General features: G+C 63.7%; 18 protein-coding genes. 8 read left to right on the top strand and 10 right to left on the bottom strand.

All coding sequences use genetic code 11. From position 1 onward, the window contains the following. Positions 1–26 precede the first annotated feature (26 nt). Positions 27–1,304, top strand: a complete 1,278-nt coding sequence (locus tag EYW45_RS10710) for a TRAP transporter large permease (RefSeq protein ID WP_161135327.1) — start codon at positions 27–29, stop codon at positions 1,302–1,304. 89 nt (positions 1,305–1,393) lie between these two features. Here the strand turns inward: EYW45_RS10710 and EYW45_RS10705 are convergent, their stop codons facing one another. Genes EYW45_RS10705 through alr form a run of 4 tightly spaced genes read right to left on the bottom strand, consistent with a single transcriptional unit; the run spans position 1,394 to position 5,533 of the window. After that, positions 1,394–2,272, bottom strand: a complete 879-nt coding sequence (locus EYW45_RS10705) for a sulfite exporter TauE/SafE family protein (RefSeq protein ID WP_161135326.1) — start codon at positions 2,270–2,272, stop codon at positions 1,394–1,396. Between the two features lie 10 nt (positions 2,273–2,282). Then, positions 2,283–3,644: a DNA repair protein RadA gene (radA, locus tag EYW45_RS10700; RefSeq protein ID WP_161135325.1), complete on the bottom strand. Its 1,362-nt coding sequence runs from the start codon at positions 3,642–3,644 to the stop codon at positions 2,283–2,285. 21 nt (positions 3,645–3,665) lie between these two features. Then, the gene (locus tag EYW45_RS10695; protein WP_161135324.1) at positions 3,666–4,385 is read right to left on the bottom strand and encodes an SDR family oxidoreductase; all 720 of its coding nucleotides are present in this window, start codon (positions 4,383–4,385) and stop codon (positions 3,666–3,668) included. Positions 4,386–4,405: 20 nt separating this feature from the next. Further along, a complete protein-coding gene (gene alr, locus EYW45_RS10690) occupies positions 4,406–5,533 on the bottom strand; it encodes an alanine racemase (RefSeq protein WP_161135323.1) in 1,128 nt (375 codons plus the stop codon). Between the two features lie 105 nt (positions 5,534–5,638). On the opposite strand from alr, the gene hpnC reads away from it, so the two are divergent. The 3 genes from hpnC to hpnE are packed head-to-tail and all read left to right on the top strand — an operon-like array spanning position 5,639 to position 8,698. After that, a complete protein-coding gene (hpnC, locus tag EYW45_RS10685; RefSeq protein WP_161135322.1) occupies positions 5,639–6,478 on the top strand; it encodes a squalene synthase HpnC in 840 nt (279 codons plus the stop codon). Next, positions 6,468–7,331 carry a presqualene diphosphate synthase HpnD gene (gene hpnD, locus EYW45_RS10680; RefSeq protein WP_161135321.1) on the top strand — a complete coding sequence of 288 codons (864 nt, stop codon included), beginning with the start codon at positions 6,468–6,470 and terminating at the stop codon, positions 7,329–7,331. The genes hpnC and hpnD overlap by 11 nt, the downstream gene beginning before the upstream one ends. Beyond that, positions 7,328–8,698, top strand: coding sequence for a hydroxysqualene dehydroxylase HpnE (gene hpnE / locus EYW45_RS10675; protein WP_161135320.1), 1,371 nt, complete (start codon positions 7,328–7,330; stop codon positions 8,696–8,698). Before hpnD ends, hpnE begins: the two co-directional genes overlap by 4 nt. Here the strand turns inward: hpnE and crcB are convergent. The 6 genes from crcB to alaC form a co-directional block, all read right to left on the bottom strand. Further along, positions 8,676–9,065, bottom strand: coding sequence for a fluoride efflux transporter CrcB (gene crcB, locus EYW45_RS10670; RefSeq protein ID WP_161135319.1), 390 nt, complete (start codon positions 9,063–9,065; stop codon positions 8,676–8,678). The genes hpnE and crcB overlap by 23 nt on opposite strands. Positions 9,066–9,120: 55 nt before the next feature. After that, the gene (locus tag EYW45_RS10665) at positions 9,121–9,747 is read right to left on the bottom strand and encodes a glutathione S-transferase family protein (RefSeq protein ID WP_161135318.1); all 627 of its coding nucleotides are present in this window, start codon (positions 9,745–9,747) and stop codon (positions 9,121–9,123) included. A 145-nt stretch (positions 9,748–9,892) separates the two neighbouring features. Next, complete coding sequence (locus tag EYW45_RS10660; protein ID WP_202444651.1) at positions 9,893–10,840, bottom strand: 2-hydroxyacid dehydrogenase; 948 nt, start codon at positions 10,838–10,840, stop codon at positions 9,893–9,895. Positions 10,841–10,895: 55 nt separating this feature from the next. Then, positions 10,896–12,305: a threonine synthase gene (thrC, locus tag EYW45_RS10655; RefSeq protein ID WP_161135316.1), complete on the bottom strand. Its 1,410-nt coding sequence runs from the start codon at positions 12,303–12,305 to the stop codon at positions 10,896–10,898. Further along, positions 12,302–13,606: a homoserine dehydrogenase gene (locus EYW45_RS10650; protein WP_161135315.1), complete on the bottom strand. Its 1,305-nt coding sequence runs from the start codon at positions 13,604–13,606 to the stop codon at positions 12,302–12,304. Before EYW45_RS10650 ends, thrC begins: the two co-directional genes overlap by 4 nt. Beyond that, the gene (gene alaC / locus EYW45_RS10645) at positions 13,603–14,790 is read right to left on the bottom strand and encodes an alanine transaminase (RefSeq protein ID WP_161135314.1); all 1,188 of its coding nucleotides are present in this window, start codon (positions 14,788–14,790) and stop codon (positions 13,603–13,605) included. Before alaC ends, EYW45_RS10650 begins: the two co-directional genes overlap by 4 nt. Before the next feature lie 161 nt (positions 14,791–14,951). Between alaC and EYW45_RS10640 the strand changes: the two genes are divergently transcribed. The 4 genes from EYW45_RS10640 to pdxA all read left to right on the top strand — a co-directional run bounded on the left by EYW45_RS10640 (position 14,952) and on the right by pdxA (position 18,794). Continuing rightward, positions 14,952–15,401 (top strand): Mth938-like domain-containing protein, encoded by a 450-nt coding sequence (locus EYW45_RS10640; RefSeq protein WP_161135313.1) that lies wholly within the window; start codon positions 14,952–14,954, stop codon positions 15,399–15,401. Between the two features lie 5 nt (positions 15,402–15,406). Next, the gene (locus EYW45_RS10635) at positions 15,407–15,871 is read left to right on the top strand and encodes a peroxiredoxin (RefSeq protein WP_161135312.1); all 465 of its coding nucleotides are present in this window, start codon (positions 15,407–15,409) and stop codon (positions 15,869–15,871) included. A 66-nt stretch (positions 15,872–15,937) separates the two neighbouring features. After that, positions 15,938–17,692: a PhoH family protein gene (locus EYW45_RS10630; RefSeq protein WP_161135311.1), complete on the top strand. Its 1,755-nt coding sequence runs from the start codon at positions 15,938–15,940 to the stop codon at positions 17,690–17,692. A gap of 151 nt (positions 17,693–17,843) precedes the next feature. Continuing rightward, complete coding sequence (pdxA, locus tag EYW45_RS10625) at positions 17,844–18,794, top strand: 4-hydroxythreonine-4-phosphate dehydrogenase PdxA (RefSeq protein ID WP_161135437.1); 951 nt, start codon at positions 17,844–17,846, stop codon at positions 18,792–18,794. Positions 18,795–18,797 lie beyond the last annotated feature (3 nt).

The following is an 18,797-nucleotide window of genomic DNA, read 5'->3' as shown; positions in this document are numbered from 1 at the left end:
TCCCGGCGACCCGCGTTGAGGCAAACATGTCGCAGTTAATGATCCTTTCGATGATTATTTTTTTCGGACTGTCGGTACCGGTGGCGGTGGCGATCGGTCTGGCCAGCATGGCGGGCATCGGCACCACCAACATGCCCTGGTTGGTGATGGCACAGCAGATTTTTGCCGCCCTGGATAAGTATCCCCTGGTTGCCGTGCCCTTCTTCATCCTTGCCGGTAATCTGATGGAGTCGGGTGGCATCTCCGAACGGATGGTCGACTTCGCCAAAAGCGTCGTGGGCGGCGTACAGGGCGGCCTGGCCTGCACCTGCGTGCTCACCTGCATGATCTTCGCCGCGGTGGCAGGATCCAGCGTAGCCACCACATTTGCGGTCGGTGCCATTCTTATTCCTGCCATGATCAGGCATGGCTATCCTGCCCCGTTTGCCGCATCGCTGCAGGCCACCGCGGCCGAGTTGGGCGTGATCATCCCACCGTCCATCCCGATGATTCTCTTTGCGGTATCCACAGAGACGTCGGTGGGCGAACTGTTCATCGCGGGTGTCATCCCGGGCCTGATCATCGGCTTCGCGCTGATGCTCTATGTCTGGAACTACGCCAAACGTCACGGCTTGGGCAAGCAGGACGGCGAAGGGCGGTTGCCCATGCTCGCCTCACTGCGCCGCGCATGGCTGGCACTGCTGATGCCGGTCATTATTCTCGGCGGTATTTATGGCGGCATCTTCACCCCCACTGAAGCTTCGGTCGTTGCCGTGTTCTATGCGGTTCTGGTGGGCGTGTTCGTCTACCGGCGCCTGACATTCACCAGCTTGCGCGCCGCCATTCACCGTTCCGTGGTGTCGACTGCAGTCATCATGTTTGTGATTGCGAACGCCGGCGTGTTCAGCTTTCTGCTGAATCGCGCAGGGATACCGGACGCCCTGGGCCAGTGGCTCGGTACTGTATTCAGCGACAAGTTCACGTTCCTCCTCGGGATCAACGCGGCACTCTTCGTGATCGGCATGTTCATCGAGACATCGGCTTCGATCGTTGTGCTCGCGCCATTGCTGCTGCCGGTGGCGGTCGCGTTTGGCATCGAGCCCGTGCACTTCGGCATCATCATGGTCGTCAATCTGGCGCTGGGCATGATCACGCCCCCCTTCGGCGTCAACCTGTTTGCCGCGTGCTCGGTCGCCAAACTTCCGCTCGAACGCCTGATCAAACCCCTGGTGCCGTTCGTCGGCGTGGTGATCGTGTGCCTGATGGCGATCACCTACTGGCCGGCCTTGTCGTTGGGGTTGCGCGATCTGGTTTATGCAAAATAAGCCGGTTCGGTAGAGGATTTCGTGAGGCGGCATCCGCATGGTTGAGGCCGCCTCAGGACAGATCACTGACCCGATGCAGCACGCAGTCGTTACCCTTCGAAGACCAACAACGCCACCGTTGCGAACAGCATGACTGCGAAACAGCCGCGCAAACGGCGCTCGGGCAATCGACGCGCCAGCTTGACGCCGGAGGGGACGAAAAGCAGACTTCCCACGGCGAGCGGCACGCCAACCGTCCAATTGGCCTGACCGGCCCACGTGTAGGTGCCCAGCGCAATCGCCGACCCGGGAATAATCATCGACAACGCAAGCGCCTGCGCGTTGATTTGAGAAAGCTTGAAGCCCACCGTCAGAATCGGCACCGCGAGAATTGCCCCGCCCACACCGAAGAAGCCGCCGATCGTGCCTGCCACAACGCCGAGCACAGCGCCGCGGCTCCGCGTCAGGCGCGGTGCGACAGCTGCAGGCGCGGCCACACTTGCGACGGCGGCAGCGGCATCGGCTGCGCGTTGGGTTTCCTGAGCGAAGGTCAGGGTGGCCGCTTCGCTGGGCGTGACGTCGGAATGCCGAGCCGCCGCACGCTTGGCACGCCGGCCGATCTGCCACGTTTGCCACACATAAAACGCGGCGATGAAGAAGAGGAATACGGCAAAACTGCGCCGCAGCACGGACGAGTCGATGCCCAGCGCCAGACGCGCCCCCACCCAGGTGAACGCAATGGCCGACAAGGCGCCCGCAGCAGCCACGCCCCAGTCGATCTGGCTGTGCTGGCTGTACTTGCGCACGGCCAGGAGAATCGTCGGCAACACCAGAATCAGCGATGTGCCCTGCGCCAGTTGCTGCGGCATGCCCAGGATCAGCGCAAGCGCCGGGATGGCGATCAGGCCGCCGCCGATGCCGAGCAGCCCGCCCAGAAAGCCGATCAACGCCCCGCTGGCCAGGCAGCCCAGCACGATGAAGAGTGTCATGTCGCGCGCATTACTTCAGTCGCTCCAGGGCCGCGTCGAGCCGATCGACCGCCCAGATTTCCATGCCGTCGATGGGCTGCTTGGGCGCGTTGGCTTTCGGGATGAGCGCGATACTGAAGCCCAGTTTGGCCGCTTCGCGCAAACGCTCCTGACCGCGCGGCGCGGGACGGATTTCACCCGCCAGGCCGATTTCGCCGAACGCCATCAATCCGCGCGGCAACGGCCGGTCGCGCAATGACGACATGATGGCGAGCAACACGGGCAGATCGGCCGCGGGTTCGGTAATGCGCACGCCGCCCACGGCATTCACGAAAACGTCCTGGTCGTAGGTCACCACGCCGGCGTGGCGGTGCATGACCGCCAGCAGCATCGCCAGGCGATTGCCTTCCAGGCCAACGGTCAGGCGCTTGGGGTTGGGCCCGTGGGAACTATCCACCAACGCCTGAATTTCGACCAGCAGTGGACGCGTGCCCTCCTGCGTGGTCATCACGCAGGAGCCCGGCACCTGCTGCTCGTGCTGCGAGAGAAACATCGCCGAGGGGTTGGAGACGCCGCGCAAGCCGCGATCGGTCATTGCAAACACGCCCAGCTCGTTGACCGCGCCGAAGCGGTTCTTGAATGCCCGCACCAGACGGAAAGAGGAGTGGGTATCGCCTTCAAAATACAGCACCGTGTCGACGATGTGCTCGAGCACGCGTGGCCCGGCCAATGTGCCGTCCTTGGTCACGTGGCCGATCATCACGATGGCGATCCCGGTCTGCTTGGCCAGGCGTGTCAGTTGCGCGGCACACTCGCGCACCTGCGACACCGAACCAGGCGCCGCCGTCAACGCGCCGCTATAGACGGTTTGAATCGAATCGATCACCGCCACGGCCGGCTTTTGCTCATTGACCGCGTTCTGGATGGCCTCGAGGCGGATCTCCGCCAGCAGATTGACGTTGGCGGTGGGCACGCCCAGGCGGCGAGCGCGCAGGGCAACCTGTTCGGCCGACTCTTCACCCGTCACGTACAGCACGTCGACCTGCTCGGCCAGCGATGCAAGCGCCTGCAGCAGCAACGTGGACTTGCCGATACCGGGATCGCCCCCGATCAGCACCACCGAGCCGGGCACCAGGCCACCGCCCAGCACGCGATCGAACTCGTCGATGCCGGTGGGCTGGCGCGGCGATTCGCGCGGCTCGATCTCGTCGAGGCGGCGCACCGGACTGGACGCCGCCAGCGGTGCAAAGCGATGCGCCCCGCCCGTAGTGGCCGGCGACTCGACGGTTTCTTCGAGGGTATTCCACGCGCTGCAATGGGGGCACTTGCCCTGCCACTTGGCGCTGATGCCGCCGCATTCGGAGCAGACGAACTGAGTTTTCGGTTTAGCCATCCGGCAATTATCGCCCGGCCGTCAAGCGCGACCGCCCAAACTGCCGCCGCCGTCCACCCCAAGGACCTGGCCCGTGATGAAACCGGCTTCGTCGGACAGCAGGAAGGCGATGGCATGCGCCACCTCGGCTGGCGACCCCAGCCGGCTCATCGGAATCGAGCCCAGCGCCCGCTTCTCGGCATCGCTGCCGATGGGATGGCCCTGGCGGAAGAGTTCGGTCTCGATGGGACCCGGCGCCACGGCGTTGACCGTGATGCCGTACTCGGCCAGCTCGAGCGCCCACGTGCGGGTGCAGCCCACCAGCGCGCTTTTGGCCGCCGAATAGCTGGTGCGCTCGAAACCGCCCTCGATCACGCGGCTGACCACGTTGACGATGCGGCCCTCGCGGCGCGTCTTCATGCTCTCGACGAACGCCTGAACGGTTTGCACCGCCACGCGCACGTTGAGATCGAGCACGTTGAAAAGCGTGGTCAAGTCGACCTCGCCCAGCGGTTGCGCCCCCACCAGCCCCACGTTATTGACGATGGCGTCGACCGGGAAACGCTCGCGTATCTCACGCAAGGTATCTTCGGTACGACCGGCATCGGCAAGATCGCAGGTGTAGAGGTAGCCCGGAAAATCGACGTCGCCCGTGTTGCGCGCGATGCCCACGACATGACAGCCCTGGTCGGCCAGCTTGCGCGCAAGCGCCCAGCCGATGCCTTTCGTGGCGCCTGTGATGAGCACACATTTGTCTTTCATGAACCGCTCCTGGGAACTGCTTAGTAATGCACGTTCGTCGGCACACGCCGGGCGACCGCGCACAGCAACTCATAGCCTATCGTGCCGGCGGCGGTGGCCACGTCGTCGACCGACGGTCCACCCTCCCCCCAAAGCACGACCTTACTCCCAACCGTGGCCTGGGGCACATCGGTCAGGTCGACAGTCAGCATGTCCATCGACACCCGGCCCACGACGCGGGTGCGCGCGCCGGCCACCTCGATCGGCGTACCGGTGCCGGCGTGACGCGGATAACCGTCGGCATAACCGCACGCCACCACGCCGATGCGCATGTCGCGCTCGGCCGCAAAGGTGGCGCCGTAGCCCACGCGCGCGCCGGGCGCCAACTGCTGCACCCCGATCAACCGCGAGCTGAGGGTCATCGCGGGCTTCAAGCCGTATTCGGCCGCGGTCACATCCGCGAAAGGCGACGCGCCATACAGGCAGATGCCGGGGCGCACCCAGCTTGGCCGATCGACCGAGCCGACGGCACATTCGGTATGCCGCAAGGTGGCCGCCGAGTTGCACACGCTGACCGAACCCGCGTGCTGCGCGGTGGCGCGTTGGAAGACGGCATACTGCGCAGCAATGCCCGGGTCGCTATCGGCCGTGGCGAAATGGGTCATGCAGCCGATGTGGCCAACCACGCCGCGCGCCTGCAGCGCCACCAGACGCGCCAGAGCGCCCGGAAACGCGGCCTCGGTGAAACCGAGACGATTCATGCCGGTGTTGAGTTTGAGGAAAACATCCAGCGGACGCGAAGGATGCGCGTGCGCCAGCATATCGATCTGGCTTTCGTCATGCACGGCACACGTCAGGTGATACCGATCGGCGAGCGCCAGATCCGCCGTCTCGAACAGCCCTTCGAGCATCATGATGGGCCCGACCCACCCGGCCTCGCGGCATCGCACGGCTTCGGCCAGATCCAGCATCGCCAGCCCCTGGGCGGCCGAAAAGGCCTTGACGGCCGTTTCGATACCGTGCCCGTACGCGTTTGCCTTGATCACGGCCCAGATCGAAGGCGGCTCGCCCCCTGCGGCCACGGCAGCAGCGTCGACATGACGGCGTACGACAGCGAGGTTGTGCGTGAGCGCGGGGACGGAAACGGTGGCAACGATCGGGCGCGGCATAGTGGCTTTTCCTAGGGGATCGTAGTCTAACCCGACCGGAAATCCGCTGCCCAGCGGCGCACGCATAAAATAGGACTCCAACAGCCACCTTTTCCACCGCCGTCCATGGCCGTCAATCACTACGAAAACTTCCCCGTCGCCTCCGTTTTGCTGCCGCGGCGCCTGCGCCGTGCGGTGGGAGACATCTATCGTTTCGCGCGTACCGCCGACGATATCGCCGACGAGGGCGACGATGCACCGGCCATCCGCCGGGCCGGCCTGGCTCGGTACCGGGTCGCGCTGCATGCCATTGCAGCCGACCCGCGCGACCCGCAAGGGTTCGACGCCGAGGTGGCCCCGATCTTCAAGCCGCTGGCCGCGACCATTTCGCGCCATCAACTGCCGATCACGCCTTTCTTCCACCTGCTCGAGGCGTTCGAACAAGACATCGACACGCACCGCTACGCCACCGCGGCGGCCGTGGACGACTACTGCACCCGCTCCGCCAACCCGGTCGGTCGGCTCATGCTGCACCTGCATGACGCCGCCACGCCCGAAAATCTGGCACAGGCCGACGCGATCTGTACGGGGTTGCAGTGGACCAACTTCCTGCAGGACGTACAAATCGATCTGCGCAAGGATCGTGTGTATCTGCCGCAGGAGGATCTGGACCGCTTCGGCGTGACCGAGGCGGCCATGCGGGCACGGTCGCTATCGCCGGAATGGACGGCATTGATGACATTCGAAGTCGAACGCACCCGGGCATTGCTACACTTCGGCGCTCCGCTGGCGCGTCGCCTGCCCGGACGTGTCGGCCTCGAATTGCGCCTGGTGGTGCAAGGCGGTCTGCGCATCCTCGAACGCATCGCCGCCAACCGATACGATGTTTTTATGAACCGCCCGCAACTTGAAGCGCGCGACTGGTCCGTGATGGTCTGGCGTGCGCTGGTGAAATATGACGCCTGACGCCTACTGCCAGGAGAAGGCCGCCAAGAGCGGTTCGAGCTTCTACTACGCATTTTTGTTCCTTCCCCCCGAGCGCCGCTTGGCGATCACGGCGCTGTACGCGTTCTGCCGCGAGGTCGACGATGTGGTCGATGAGGTGAGCGATCCGTCGGTGGCACGTATCAAGCTGGCCTGGTGGCGCACGCAGGTGGATGCGATGTATGACGGCAAGCCCGATCATCCCGTCACCCGTGCGCTGCAACCGCACCTCGAAACCTGCCACATCACGCGCGAACGCCTGCACGCCATCATCGATGGCATGGAGATGGATCTCGATCAAACCCGCTATCTGGACTGGCCCGGCCTGAAGAAATACTGTTGGCACGCCGCCGGCGTGGTCGGCGAGCTCTCTGCCGGCGTCTTCGGCTATACCGATCCGCGCACGCTGCAATATGCCGAGAAACTCGGCCTCGCGTTCCAGATGACCAACATCATCCGCGACGTGGGTGATGACGCGCGCCGGGGCCGCATCTACATCCCGGTCAACGATATGCAGCAGTTTGGGGTGAAGGCGTCCGAAATCATCGGTGGGGAATACTCCGACCGCTTCACGGCCCTGATGAAACAGCAGACCGAGCGCACACGCGAGCTCTACCGCGAAGCCGTGCTGCTCCTGCCCGAAGCGGACCGCCGGGCCCAGCGTCCCGGGCTCATGATGGCCGCCATTTACCACGCGCTGCTGGAAGAGATCGAGCGCGACAACTGGCAAGTGCTGCACCAACGCATTTCGCTCACGCCCATCCGCAAACTGTGGCTCGCGTGGAAGAACTGGGTGGGTGGCGGTAAAGGCGTCGTCCGCAAATTGTCGCGATGACGCACCCGCACGCCGTCGCCATCGTCGGCGCGGGCTGGGCCGGCCTCGCTGCAGCAACCGCATTGCGTGAACGCGGCGTTGCAGTCACTGTCTTCGAAGCCGGCCGTGTGCCTGGCGGCCGCGCGCGCCGGGTAATGCGCAGCGATGGCGGTGCCGACGCAACCCGAGCGAGCGCGAACGCGCCCGACGAGATGGCGCCGGATGCCTTCCGGTTGCCCCTCGATAACGGGCAGCACATCCTCTTGGGCGCCTATACCCACACACTGGCGCTCATGCGCAGGCTCGGTCGCGACGACCGGCAACTGCTCTTGCGTTTACCCCTGAATCTGCAGTCGCTGGACGGGCAATTTCACTTGCGCGCGCCCCGCCTGCCGGCCCCCCTGCATGCCGCCGTGGCGCTGCTCAGCGCTCGCGGCCTGCGCTGGCACGATCGATTCGAGGCCGTGCGACTGATGACGGCGCTGAAACGCGCCGCGTGGCGCACCGATCCCGATGCCACGGTGGCCGATCTGTTGTGCGCCCACGATCAATCGCTCCATCTCACCGAGCGGCTGTGGTCCCCACTGTGCCTGGCAGCACTCAATACGCCTGTGGGCGAAGCCAGCGCGCAACTGTTTGCACACGTGCTGCGAGACAGTCTGGCCGGCTCACGCGCCAACAGCGACATGCTCCTGCCGCGCGCCGATCTGTCGGCCCTGTGGCCCGACGCGGCCACGCAAGGCTGCGACGTGCGATACGGCACCGCGGTGCGGCGCGTGGCGGTGCACGATGCCGGCGTGGAGATCGACGGCGCACCGTTCGATGCGGCGATCGTCGCGCTGCCGCCACATGCCGCGGTGCGCCTGCTGCGGCCGTTCGCCGATCCGTCATTGATCTCGGCGCTCGATGCGTTTACCTACCTGCCGATCGCCACCCTTACGCTGCGACTGACCACAGCATGGCGCTTGCCCTCGCCCATGATGATGCTGATCGAGCACCATGAACGCGGTCACATCGGACAGTGGATATTCGACCGCGCGCATCTTCTGGGACGCGACGATCTAGGCGAACTCACCATTGTGATCAGCGCCGCGCAAACGATGATGGATGGCGAGCGCGCTGAACATGTTCAGCGCCTGATCGACCAAGTGCGCGCGCAGTTGCCCGTAGGCCTGGCCATGCCGCAGATCGCATCGACCGAATTGATCGTCGAAAAGCGCGCGACGTTTGCCGCAACGCCCGGATTGGTCCGCCCCGCCAACGCCACGCCATGGAAACGGCTGGCCTTGGCCGGCGACTGGACCGACACCGGCTACCCGGCAGTGCTGGAAGGGGCGGTCGCGAGCGGACAAGCCGCCGCCAGCATCATTTCAGCCAACCTGCCGTAGCCAACCCGAGCCCGGTCATCGCCAATGAGCCGCACACGCTGGCGGCGATGTACCCCAACGCCAAACCATACTGACCACGCTCGATATAGGCATACGCTTCAGCGGAAAACGTCGAAAACGTGGTCAACCCGCCCAGGAAGCCCGTGACAGCAGCGAGGCGGATCCACGTCGGCCATTCAGGGTGCTGGGTAATTACCGCCAGAATCAAGCCGATCAGGTAACCGCCGGCCAGGTTGGCCGCAAACGTGCCCCAGGGCCACGCCTCGGTGCCATTCAAGCGCAGCGCCAACAACCAACGCGCCCACGCGCCAACGGCCGCCCCCACGCCGATGGCGATGAAATTGACCGGTGTCAGGAGCGGCAGCATGGCGTATGTCCGATTGAAAGCAGCGGCATGAAGGGCGTTGCAATGGCCAGCGGGGTTACTTGGCGTACTGGTACGGCCCGCCCTTGGCTACGGCAGTTTGATAGGCCGGGCGCGCCTGAAACCGCTTCACCCACCCTGCGATCGCGGGATACTTATCCAGCTTGCCAAAACGACTGGCGATCTCGCCGATAAAACTCATCTGGATATCGGCGGCCGTCAATTCGTCGCCCAACAGATAATCCTGTTTGGCCAGCGCCGTCTCGATATAGCTGAGATGGTTGTCGATTTCGCTTTCGATACGGGGATGCAACGGTGCCCCGGCATCTTTCAATTTGCCCACGTAAAGATTGAGCATCAACGGCAACATCGCAGATCCTTCAGCGTAGTGCAGCCATTGAATGTAGCTGTCGAATGCCGGCGTATCGACGGGCGGTGCCAGCCGACCGCCACCATGCTTGCGCACGAGCGTTTCGATGATCGCGCCCGACTCGATCAAGATCTGATCGCCATCTTGCACCACCGGCGACTTGCCGAGCGGACTGATTTTCTTCAATTCCGGCGGCGCCAGTTGCGTCTCGGGATTACGTTGATAAAGCTTGATGTCGTAAGGCACATTCAGCTCTTCCAACAGCCACAGAATGCGCTGCGAACGCGAATTGTTGAGATGGTGAACCACTAGCATGGATCGAACTCCTGATCAGGTCATACGCACGGCCAACGGGCCGCGCCATCGTGGGCCGGGGCGCATAAGTCGGACCCGGCCATAATCCTTTGCATCGCGCTTTGAATCGCGCCATCCCGCACGTCTGGCGCAGACCGGGCCCGGCTCAAACCAGTTCATGCACCAGCGGCTGGCCGGCCACATGCCGACCGACGTTATCCAGAAACCGGTTCACCGTGGCATCCACGGCTTCAGGCGACCAGCCCGCCACGTGGGGCGACAGCACGAGGTTGGGACAATCCAGCAAGACGGTGGGCGCTTGCGGTTCGCCTTCATACACATCGAGCCCCGCGCCGGCAATCGTTCCGGCCTTCAGTGCGTTGGCCAATGCTTGCGTGTCGACCACACTGCCTCGGCCGATGTTGATCAGGTACCCCTGCGGACCGAGCGCCTTCAGGACCGCCGCATTCACCATGTGATGCGTCGCCTGCCCGCCGGGCACCGCCACGATCAGCACATCCGCCCATTCGGCCAATGCCTGCACGCTGTCGAAATACTGGGCATCCGTATCTGCCTTGGGGCGGCGATTGTGATAACCGGTCGGCATGTCGAAGGCGGCGGCGCGACGAGCGATACAGGCGCCGATCGTACCCATGCCCAGGATGCCCAGCCGTTTTCCGGAAATCGCGGGGGGGATGCCCACCGCATCGCGCCACTTGCCGGCGCGCGTTGCCGCGTCGAGTTCGGGAATGCGCCGTTTGACCGCGAACAACAGGCCCAGCGCGTGGTCGGCCACGCTGACGTCGTTGGTGCCCGCGCCGTTCGTCACCTTCACGCCTGCCGCACGCGCGGCAGCGAGATCGACGTTTTCATAGCCGACACCCTGCGTGCAGACCAGCTTGACGTTGGGCAGGGCCGCGATCTCGTCCGCCGTCAGGCCCAGCGTGCCATTGGTGAGGACATAGCGAAACTCAGCACCACGCGCGGCGATCGTCTCGGCGCGCAGACTCGCCGTGGCGGCAACCGTCACGGTGTAGCGCTCACGCATCCAATCGAGATGCACATCGGTATTGGGGGTGATGACGAGTACTGCGGGGCGGTCGGCGGCGGTCATTGGCGGCATTCAAAGAGGATAAAAAAAACTACCGATCGCTCGGTAGTTCTGGAAGTCAGACAGCGGCGTGCTTGACGAGGTATTCGCGCACCGATTCGAGGGTGCAATCGAGCACATCGACCCGCTGCGGCAAGCTTTCGAGATTGGCCAGGGCGGCAGGCGGCGCAGCTGGATGGCCCAGTGCTTCTTCGATGGTCTCGGAAAACTTGGCAGGCAATGCCGTTTCGAGAACGAGCATGGGCACGCCCGGCTCCACAAACTCGCGCGCCACCTTGACGCCGTCCGCGGTATGCGGATCGATCAGCACGCCGGTCGCGTCGTAGACCGACTTGATCGTGGCAATGCGATCGGCATGCGAGCTCACGCCCGCTGCAAATCCATACTTGCCCTGGATATCGCTCAGCCGATGCGAGAGATCGAAGAAACCTTGCGACGCCAGTTGCGCCCACAGCTCACGAACCTGCGCGGCATTGCGGTCGACCAGTTCGAAAATGAAGCGTTCGAAGTTGGACGCTCGCGAGATGTCCATCGACGGGCTCGACGTGGCGTACGTTTGCGCGGCCGTGCGCGGGCGATACACACCCGTGCGGAAGAACTCTTCCAGCACGTTATTTTCGTTCGTGGCCAACACCAGCTTGGCGATCGGCAAGCCCATGCGGCGAGCGATATGGCCCGACAGGATGTTGCCGAAATTACCCGACGGCACGGCAAACGACACCGTTTGCGACGGACCGGTCGTGGCCTTGAGCCAACCGTGGAAGTAGTACACGACCTGGGCGGCAATCCGCGCCCAGTTGATCGAATTGACGGCGCCCAACTTGTAGCGCGTCTTGAAATCGATATCGCCGCTCAATGCCTTGACGATGTCCTGGCACTCGTCGAACACGCCGCGCAAGGCGAGATTGTGAATATTCTCGTCCTGCAGGCTATACATCTGCGCCCGTTGGAACGCGCTCATGCGGCCGTGGGGCGACAGCATGAACACGTGCACGCCGTGCTTGCCGCGCAACGCATATTCGGCGGCCGAACCGGTATCGCCGGAGGTCGCACCCAGAATATTGAGCGTGGTGTCGCGCTGCGTGAGCACGTACTCGAACACCTGCCCCAGAAACTGCATGGCCAGGTCTTTGAACGCCAGGGTGGGGCCTTCAGACAAACCCAGGAGCGAGAGACCGCCATCCAGCGGGCGCAGCGGCACGATGTCTTCACTGTTGAAGACCTGATCGTTGTAGGCCGCGCGCGTCATGCGGCGCAATTCATCGGCCGGAATATCGGTGACGAACAGCGACAGCACTTCGAAGGCGAGTTCGGCATACGGCAGGCCGCGCCAGCTCTCCAGCGTGGCGGGCGAAATCTGCGGCAGCGTTTCCGGCAACGCCAAGCCACCGTCGGGCGCCAGCCCTTCGAGAAGGATGTCGGAGAAGCCTTGCGGCGACATGCCGCCGCGGGTGGAGATGTATTTCATGCCAGATTCTCGATGCGCAGACGGGTCACCTTGGAGCGGACGAACGCAAGCGATTCGATTCGCGCGATCGCCTGATCGACGTCGCCTTCACGGGCTTCGTGGGTGATGAAGATGATATCGGCGGCCGCGTCGCCCGAAGGTTCCTGGATCATGGACCCGATCGAAATCCGCAGATCCGCCAACAACCGTGCCAGATCGGCCAACACGCCCGGCTGATCGTCGACCGACAAGCGCAGGTAATACGACGTGATCACTTGTTCGATCGGCAGGATCGGCATGTCCGACATCGCATCGGGCTGGAAGCCGAGATGCGGCACGCGGTTGCCGGGATCGGCCGTGTGCAGGCGCGTGACGTCCACCAGATCGGCCACCACCGCCGAGGCCGTGGGCTCTTCGCCCGCGCCCTGCCCGTAATACAACGTGGGGCCCACCGCATCGCCCGACACCATCACCGCGTTCATGGCCCCTTCGACGTTCGCCAGCAAACGATCGTTGGGTACCAGGGCGGGATGCACCCGCAGTTCGATGCCGTCCGGACGCTGCTTGGTGATGCCCAGCAGTTTGATGCGATAGCCCAGCCGCTCGGCCAACGCAATATCCTCGCTGGCCAGCGACGAAATGCCTTCGATGTGCGCTTTCGAAAACTGCACCGGTACGCCAAACGCCATCGAGGCCAGCAGCGTGAGCTTGTGCGCGGCGTCCACGCCTTCCACATCGAAGGTGGGATCGGCTTCGGCATAGCCCAGGCGCTGCGCCTCGGCCAGCGCATCGCCGAACGACATGCCGCGCGAGCGCATTTCGGACAGGATGTAGTTGGTGGTGCCGTTGATGATGCCGGCCACCCATTGAATGCGGTTGGCCGTCAGCCCTTCGCGAATCGCCTTGATGATCGGGATGCCGCCGGCCACGGCGGCTTCGAACGCCACCATCACGCCTTGCGCCGATGCTGCCGCGAAAATCTCGTTGCCGTGTTTGGCCAGCAACGCCTTATTGGCCGTGACGATATGCTTGCCGTTGCTGATCGCCTCGAGCACCAGGGTGCGCGCCGGCTCGATGCCGCCGATGAGTTCGACCACGATATCGACTTCAGGGTCACGCACCACGTCGGTTGCCTGATCCGACAGCGCCACGGCATCGCCCAGGCGCGCACGCGCCTTGGCCACGTCGCGCACCGCGATACGCGTGATGTCGATCCGGCGGCCCGCGCGGCGGGCGATTTCTTCGGCGTTACGCGATAAAACATTCCAGGTGCCGCCACCGACGACACCGAGGCCCAGCAGGCCCACTTTCATGGGGTTCATTTTAAAAATCCATCCTTACGGAACATGTCCTTGATGCCACGCACGGCTTGACGCGTACGTTGCTCGTTTTCGATCAGTGCAAAACGCACATACTCGTCGCCATACTCGCCAAATCCGATTCCCGGCGATACCGCGACTTTCGCGTCGGACAACACCCGTTTGGAAAATTCAAGCGACCCCATCGCCAGGTAGGGCTCGGGGATCTTGGCCCAGATGTACATCGAGGCCTTGGGTACATCGACCTTCCAGCCTGCCTCATGCAGACCGCGCACCAGCACGTCGCGCCGGCTGCGATACTGCTCGACCACTTCGTCCACGCCATCCTGCGGGCCATCGAGCGCCGCGATCGCCGCCACCTGGATTGGCGTGAACGTACCGTAGTCGTGATAACTCTTGATGCGCGCCAGGGCATGCACGAGTTCGCGGTTGCCGACCATGAACCCGATGCGCCAGCCCGCCATGTTGTAGCTCTTGCTCATCGTGAAGAATTCGACGGCCACGTCGCGCGCGCCCTCGACCTGCATGATCGACGGCGCCTTGTAGCCGTCGAAGCAGATATCCGCGTAAGCCAGATCGTGCACGACCAGGATATCGTGCTCCTTCGCCAGCGCCACCACACGTTCGAAGAACGAAAGATCGACGCACTGGGCGGTGGGGTTGCTGGGAAATCCCAGCACCATCATCTTGGGCTTCGGGATCGACTCGCGCACCGCGCGTTCGAGTTCCTCGAAGAAGTCGACGCCCGGCGTCATGCGCACCGAACGAATGTTCGCCCCGGCGATGACCGCGCCGTAAATATGGATGGGGTAACTGGGATTGGGCACCAGTACCGTATCGCCTGCATCCAGCGTGGCCAGCATCAAGTGCGCCAGGCCTTCTTTCGAGCCGATCGTGACGATCGCTTCACTATCGGGATCGAACTGCACGTCGTAGCGGCGGCTGTACCAGTCGCAAATCGCCTTGCGCAGGCGCGGAATGCCCTTGGATACCGAATACCCATGGGCGTCGTCGCGCGTGGCCACTTCGACCAGCTTGTCGACGATATGCTTGGGCGTGGCGCCGTCAGGGTTGCCCATGGACATGTCGATGATGTCCTCGCCGCGCCGCCGCGCCGCCATCTTCAATTCACCCGTAATGTTGAAAACATACGGCGGCAAGCGCTCGATGCGCGAAAACTTCCTCATGGCGGCAATCCTTAGAGACCTGGGGCGACAAAACCCAGTAATCTATCGTAAGGAAGCTCACCCGGCAAATGCGGGAAACCACACTGTGACTTCTACGGATTTCGTAGGGCAACGGTCATGTCGATGCGCTATCATGAACTCATCAAGCCGGAGTGTTCTATTTGAAGCTGCATACTGACCCAACGTCGGCATTGAACACCGTCACCGCGTATGGTGACGGCTACATCGAAATCAATCAGGTTCGCTACGACCATGCGGTCGCATTCGGACCTGAGGGGCCTGTCACCCAGTGGCATGCGCGTGCTGCCAGCGAGGTCACGACCGCGCTGCTGCGCGATGCCGCCGGCCTGAAGGCCGCCCCGGTCAATCCCCTCGATTTCCTCGATGCTGGCGAATCCGCCCCCGCCCCGCTGCCCGATAACGCACCGGAAGTGATGCTTGTCGGCACGGGTGCCGTCCAGCGTTTCCTGCCCGCCGCCGTCACTGCGCCCTTGCTGGCGCAGGGAATCGGCATCGAGGTGATGGATACGCAGGCGGCCGCGCGCACTTACAACATATTGATGGCCGAGGGCCGCCGCGTCGTGGCCGCCCTCATGCCCACCGGAGAATGACCGCAATGCCGCCCACCATAGGCAAACCCGCCCCCACGTTCAAGGCGGAGAGCACGATCGGCACGATCGATCTGGCCGACTGCAAGGGCCGCGCCGTAGTGTTGTACTTCTATCCGAAGGACAACACACCCGGCTGCACCACCGAAAGCCAGGATTTTCGCGACCTGCACGGCGAGTTCCTGGCCGCAAGCTGTGTCGTGATCGGCATCTCGCGCGACAGTCTGAAATCGCACGAGAATTTCAAGTCAAAGTATTCCCTGCCGTTTCCCCTGATTGCCGATACCGAAGAAGACGTCTGCAATCTCTACGGCGTGATGAAGTTGAAGAATATGTACGGCAAGCAGGTGCGCGGCATCGAACGCAGCACCTTTCTGATCGACGCCTATGGCACTTTGGTTCAGGAATGGCGCGGTTTGCGCGTACCCGGCCATGCCAAAGAAGTGTTGCAGGCTGCCCTGAGTATCGGTTGACCCTTTTTCGCTGTTCGTTTCATCCACGTCAGGCGTACCTGCCGGCCCTCACACGAGAGTGACACCATGCCGCTTCCGAAGTTGCCCACCCGCCCCGCAGCCATCCTGACCTTCCCGACGGCAGAAGCCGTGCCGCAGGCGACGCGCAAGACCGCGACCAAACCGGCAGCCGCCAAGGCTGCCGCCGCTCCGGCTGCAGCGCCTCGCACAACCCGCCGCAAAACGACGGCACCCGTACAGCCCGCCGCGCCGGCACTGAAGGTGGCCGGCCGCAGCTACGCCGACGATGAGGCCATGCAGCCGGAACTCGACGGCATGCCCAAGAGCACGCCGATCGCCCCGCCGCCGCCCGCTGCCGTCGCCGCACCGGCTGCGCGCGAGCGCAAGGCCGCGTCGGCGCCCAAGGCGCCGCGCAAGGTGATTCCGCGCACCGAGTCCGAAGCGCGCAAGCTGTTCGTGCTCGATACAAACGTGTTGCTGCACGATCCCACGAGCCTCTTCCGCTTCGAAGAACACGATGTGTTCCTGCCGATGATGACGCTCGAAGAGCTCGATCATCAAAAGAAAGGCATGTCCGAAGTGGCGCGCAATGCGCGTCAGGTCAGCCGATCGCTCGACGCATTGGTCAACGATGCCGAGGATATCGACGCTGGCGTGGATCTGAGCGCCCTGGGCAACAAGGACGCCACCGGCCGGTTGCTGTTCCAGACATCAGCCATTCACAGCACGCTGCCGGCCGACCTGCCCATGGGCAAGGCCGACAATCAGATTCTCGGCGTGGTGCGAGCCCTGCAGGAGAAATTCGCGCAACGCGACGTCGTGCTGGTGTCCAAGGACATCAACATGCGCCTGAAGGCGCGTGCGCTGGGCATGGCCGCTGAAGACTACTTCAACGATCATGTGCTGGAAGATTCGGATCTGCTGTACACGGGCGTCATGGCCCTGCCCGAGGATTTCTGGAACAAGCACGGCAAGGATGTCGAGTCGTGGCAGCAAGGTGGCACCACGTTCTACCGCATTCACGGACCGTTGTGCGCGCAGTTCGTCGTCAACCAGTTCGTCTATTTCGACGGCCAGATGCCTTTGCACGCGCAAGTGCGCGAGGTCAACGGCAAAACGGCTGTACTGGCCACGCTGCGCGACTACACGCACGGCAAGAACAACGTCTGGGGGATCACCACGCGCAATCGCGAACAGAACTTCGCGATGAACCTGCTCATGAACCCGGATTGCGATTTCATCTCGCTGCTGGGCCAGGCCGGTACGGGCAAGACGCTGCTGGCGCTGGCGGCGGGCCTTACCCAAGTGCTTGAAACCAAACGCTATACCGAAATCATCATGACGCGCGTCACGGTGCCGGTCGGTGAAGACATTGGCTTCCTGCCGGGTACCGAGGAAGAGAAGATGCTGCCGTGGATGGGCGCCCTCGAAGACAACCTCGATGTGCTCAATATGGGCGACGGCGAAGGCAATGGCGATTGGGGCCGGGCGGCCACGATGGATCTGATCCGCTCGCGCATCAAGGTGAAATCGCTGAACTTCATGCGCGGCCGTACCTTCCTGAACAAGTACCTCATCATCGATGAAGCACAAAACCTGACGCCCAAGCAGATGAAGACGCTGATCACGCGTGCCGGCCCCGGCACCAAGGTGATCTGCCTGGGCAACATCGCGCAGATCGACACGCCCTACCTTACCGAAGGCAGCTCCGGCCTCACCTTCGTGGTCGATCGCTTCAAGGGCTGGCCGCACTCGGGTCACGTGACCTTGCAGCGGGGCGAGCGTTCGCGTCTCGCGGACTACGCCGGCGATGTCCTTTAACGCCAGCGCCATCGGGCAGGACGCGGTTTCTGAACGTGCGGGACGCGGTGCAGGGGTGCCGGGGGGCCATTCGCCCTCGAGCACCGTTGCCTCGTCTGAACCCACGGTCGCCAAGCCTGCGCGATCCCTCAGCTTACCGCTGGGAATCACCATGGGCGATGCTGCGGGAATCGGGCCGGAGATCGTCGTCAAGTGCTTTGCCCAAGGCTTGGGCGCACCGGCTGTGGTGTATGGCGACGTTGCGGCGATGCGCCGCGCGGTCGCGCTGGTGGGCGCACGCCTCACGGTCGTGCCGATCGCCACGCCCCACGACCTGCCGCAAGACGCCAACGTCATCGGTGTCATTCAATGTGGGCCGGCCTTGCCGGCCGAGCTGCCGGCAGGTGAAGTTGCCGCCTCGGCCGGTCTGGTCAGCTATGCGGCGGTGTGTCAGGCCATCGACGATGCCCATGCCGGACATCTGCGCGCCATCGTGACCGCGCCGCTCAATAAAGCCTCGATGCATGCCGCAGGGGTGGATTTTCCGGGTCACACCGAGATCCTCGCTGCGCGCACGCACACCGCCGACTTCGCGATGATGCTCGCCAACGAGGTGTTGCGCGTGTTGCTCGTCACGATTCACGTGCCTTTTGTCGACGTCGTCAAGGGCATCACCCTGGACGCCGAGGTGCGCGCCATCAGGCTTGCAGACACGGCCTGCCGGCAGATGGGGATCGCCGCACCGCGGGTGGCGGTCGCCGGCCTGAATCCCCATGCCGGTGAAAACGGCAAGTTCGGCCGCGAGGATATCGACATCATTGCGCCGGCGATCGCACATGCCCGCACGCTCGGCATCGACGCGAGCGGCCCGTGGCCGGGCGATACGGTGTTCATGCGGGCACGCCAGGGGGAGTTCGACATCGTGGTGGCGCAGTATCACGACCAGGGCTTGATCCCGGTGAAATACCTGGGCATTGACGAAGGGGTGAATGTCACGGTGGGCTTGCCGTTCGTGCGCACCAGTGTCGATCACGGCACCGCCTTCGATATCGCCTGGCGCGGCGTGGCCGATGCCGCATCGCTCAAGACGGCATTCGACCTCGCCCTGAAGATGACGCCCTGACGG

This window comes from Schauerella aestuarii (genome assembly GCF_009866805.1).
GTDB classification, from domain to species: Bacteria; Pseudomonadota; Gammaproteobacteria; order Burkholderiales; family Burkholderiaceae_B; genus Schauerella; species Schauerella aestuarii.
The sequence above is the reverse complement of the archived record's forward strand: the minus strand, read 5'-3'. Positions and strand labels throughout refer to the sequence as shown.

Excerpts from the sequence above, each read along its gene's own strand:
- EYW45_RS10710 (WP_161135327.1), top strand. The coding sequence starts at position 27 with ATGTCGCAGTTAATGATCCTTTCGATGATTATTTTTTTCGGACTGTCG.
- EYW45_RS10705 (WP_161135326.1), bottom strand. The coding sequence starts at position 2,272 with ATGACACTCTTCATCGTGCTGGGCTGCCTGGCCAGCGGGGCGTTGATC.
- radA (WP_161135325.1), bottom strand. The coding sequence starts at position 3,644 with ATGGCTAAACCGAAAACTCAGTTCGTCTGCTCCGAATGCGGCGGCATC.
- EYW45_RS10695 (WP_161135324.1), bottom strand. The coding sequence starts at position 4,385 with ATGAAAGACAAATGTGTGCTCATCACAGGCGCCACGAAAGGCATCGGC.
- alr (WP_161135323.1), bottom strand. The coding sequence starts at position 5,533 with ATGCCGCGCCCGATCGTTGCCACCGTTTCCGTCCCCGCGCTCACGCAC.
- hpnC (WP_161135322.1), top strand. The coding sequence starts at position 5,639 with ATGGCCGTCAATCACTACGAAAACTTCCCCGTCGCCTCCGTTTTGCTG.
- hpnD (WP_161135321.1), top strand. The coding sequence starts at position 6,468 with ATGACGCCTGACGCCTACTGCCAGGAGAAGGCCGCCAAGAGCGGTTCG.
- hpnE (WP_161135320.1), top strand. The coding sequence starts at position 7,328 with ATGACGCACCCGCACGCCGTCGCCATCGTCGGCGCGGGCTGGGCCGGC.
- crcB (WP_161135319.1), bottom strand. The coding sequence starts at position 9,065 with ATGCTGCCGCTCCTGACACCGGTCAATTTCATCGCCATCGGCGTGGGG.
- EYW45_RS10665 (WP_161135318.1), bottom strand. The coding sequence starts at position 9,747 with ATGCTAGTGGTTCACCATCTCAACAATTCGCGTTCGCAGCGCATTCTG.
- EYW45_RS10660 (WP_202444651.1), bottom strand. The coding sequence starts at position 10,840 with ATGACCGCCGCCGACCGCCCCGCAGTACTCGTCATCACCCCCAATACC.
- thrC (WP_161135316.1), bottom strand. The coding sequence starts at position 12,305 with ATGAAATACATCTCCACCCGCGGCGGCATGTCGCCGCAAGGCTTCTCC.
- EYW45_RS10650 (WP_161135315.1), bottom strand. The coding sequence starts at position 13,606 with ATGAACCCCATGAAAGTGGGCCTGCTGGGCCTCGGTGTCGTCGGTGGC.
- alaC (WP_161135314.1), bottom strand. The coding sequence starts at position 14,790 with ATGAGGAAGTTTTCGCGCATCGAGCGCTTGCCGCCGTATGTTTTCAAC.
- EYW45_RS10635 (WP_161135312.1), top strand. The coding sequence starts at position 15,407 with ATGCCGCCCACCATAGGCAAACCCGCCCCCACGTTCAAGGCGGAGAGC.
- EYW45_RS10630 (WP_161135311.1), top strand. The coding sequence starts at position 15,938 with ATGCCGCTTCCGAAGTTGCCCACCCGCCCCGCAGCCATCCTGACCTTC.
- pdxA (WP_161135437.1), top strand. The coding sequence starts at position 17,844 with ATGGGCGATGCTGCGGGAATCGGGCCGGAGATCGTCGTCAAGTGCTTT.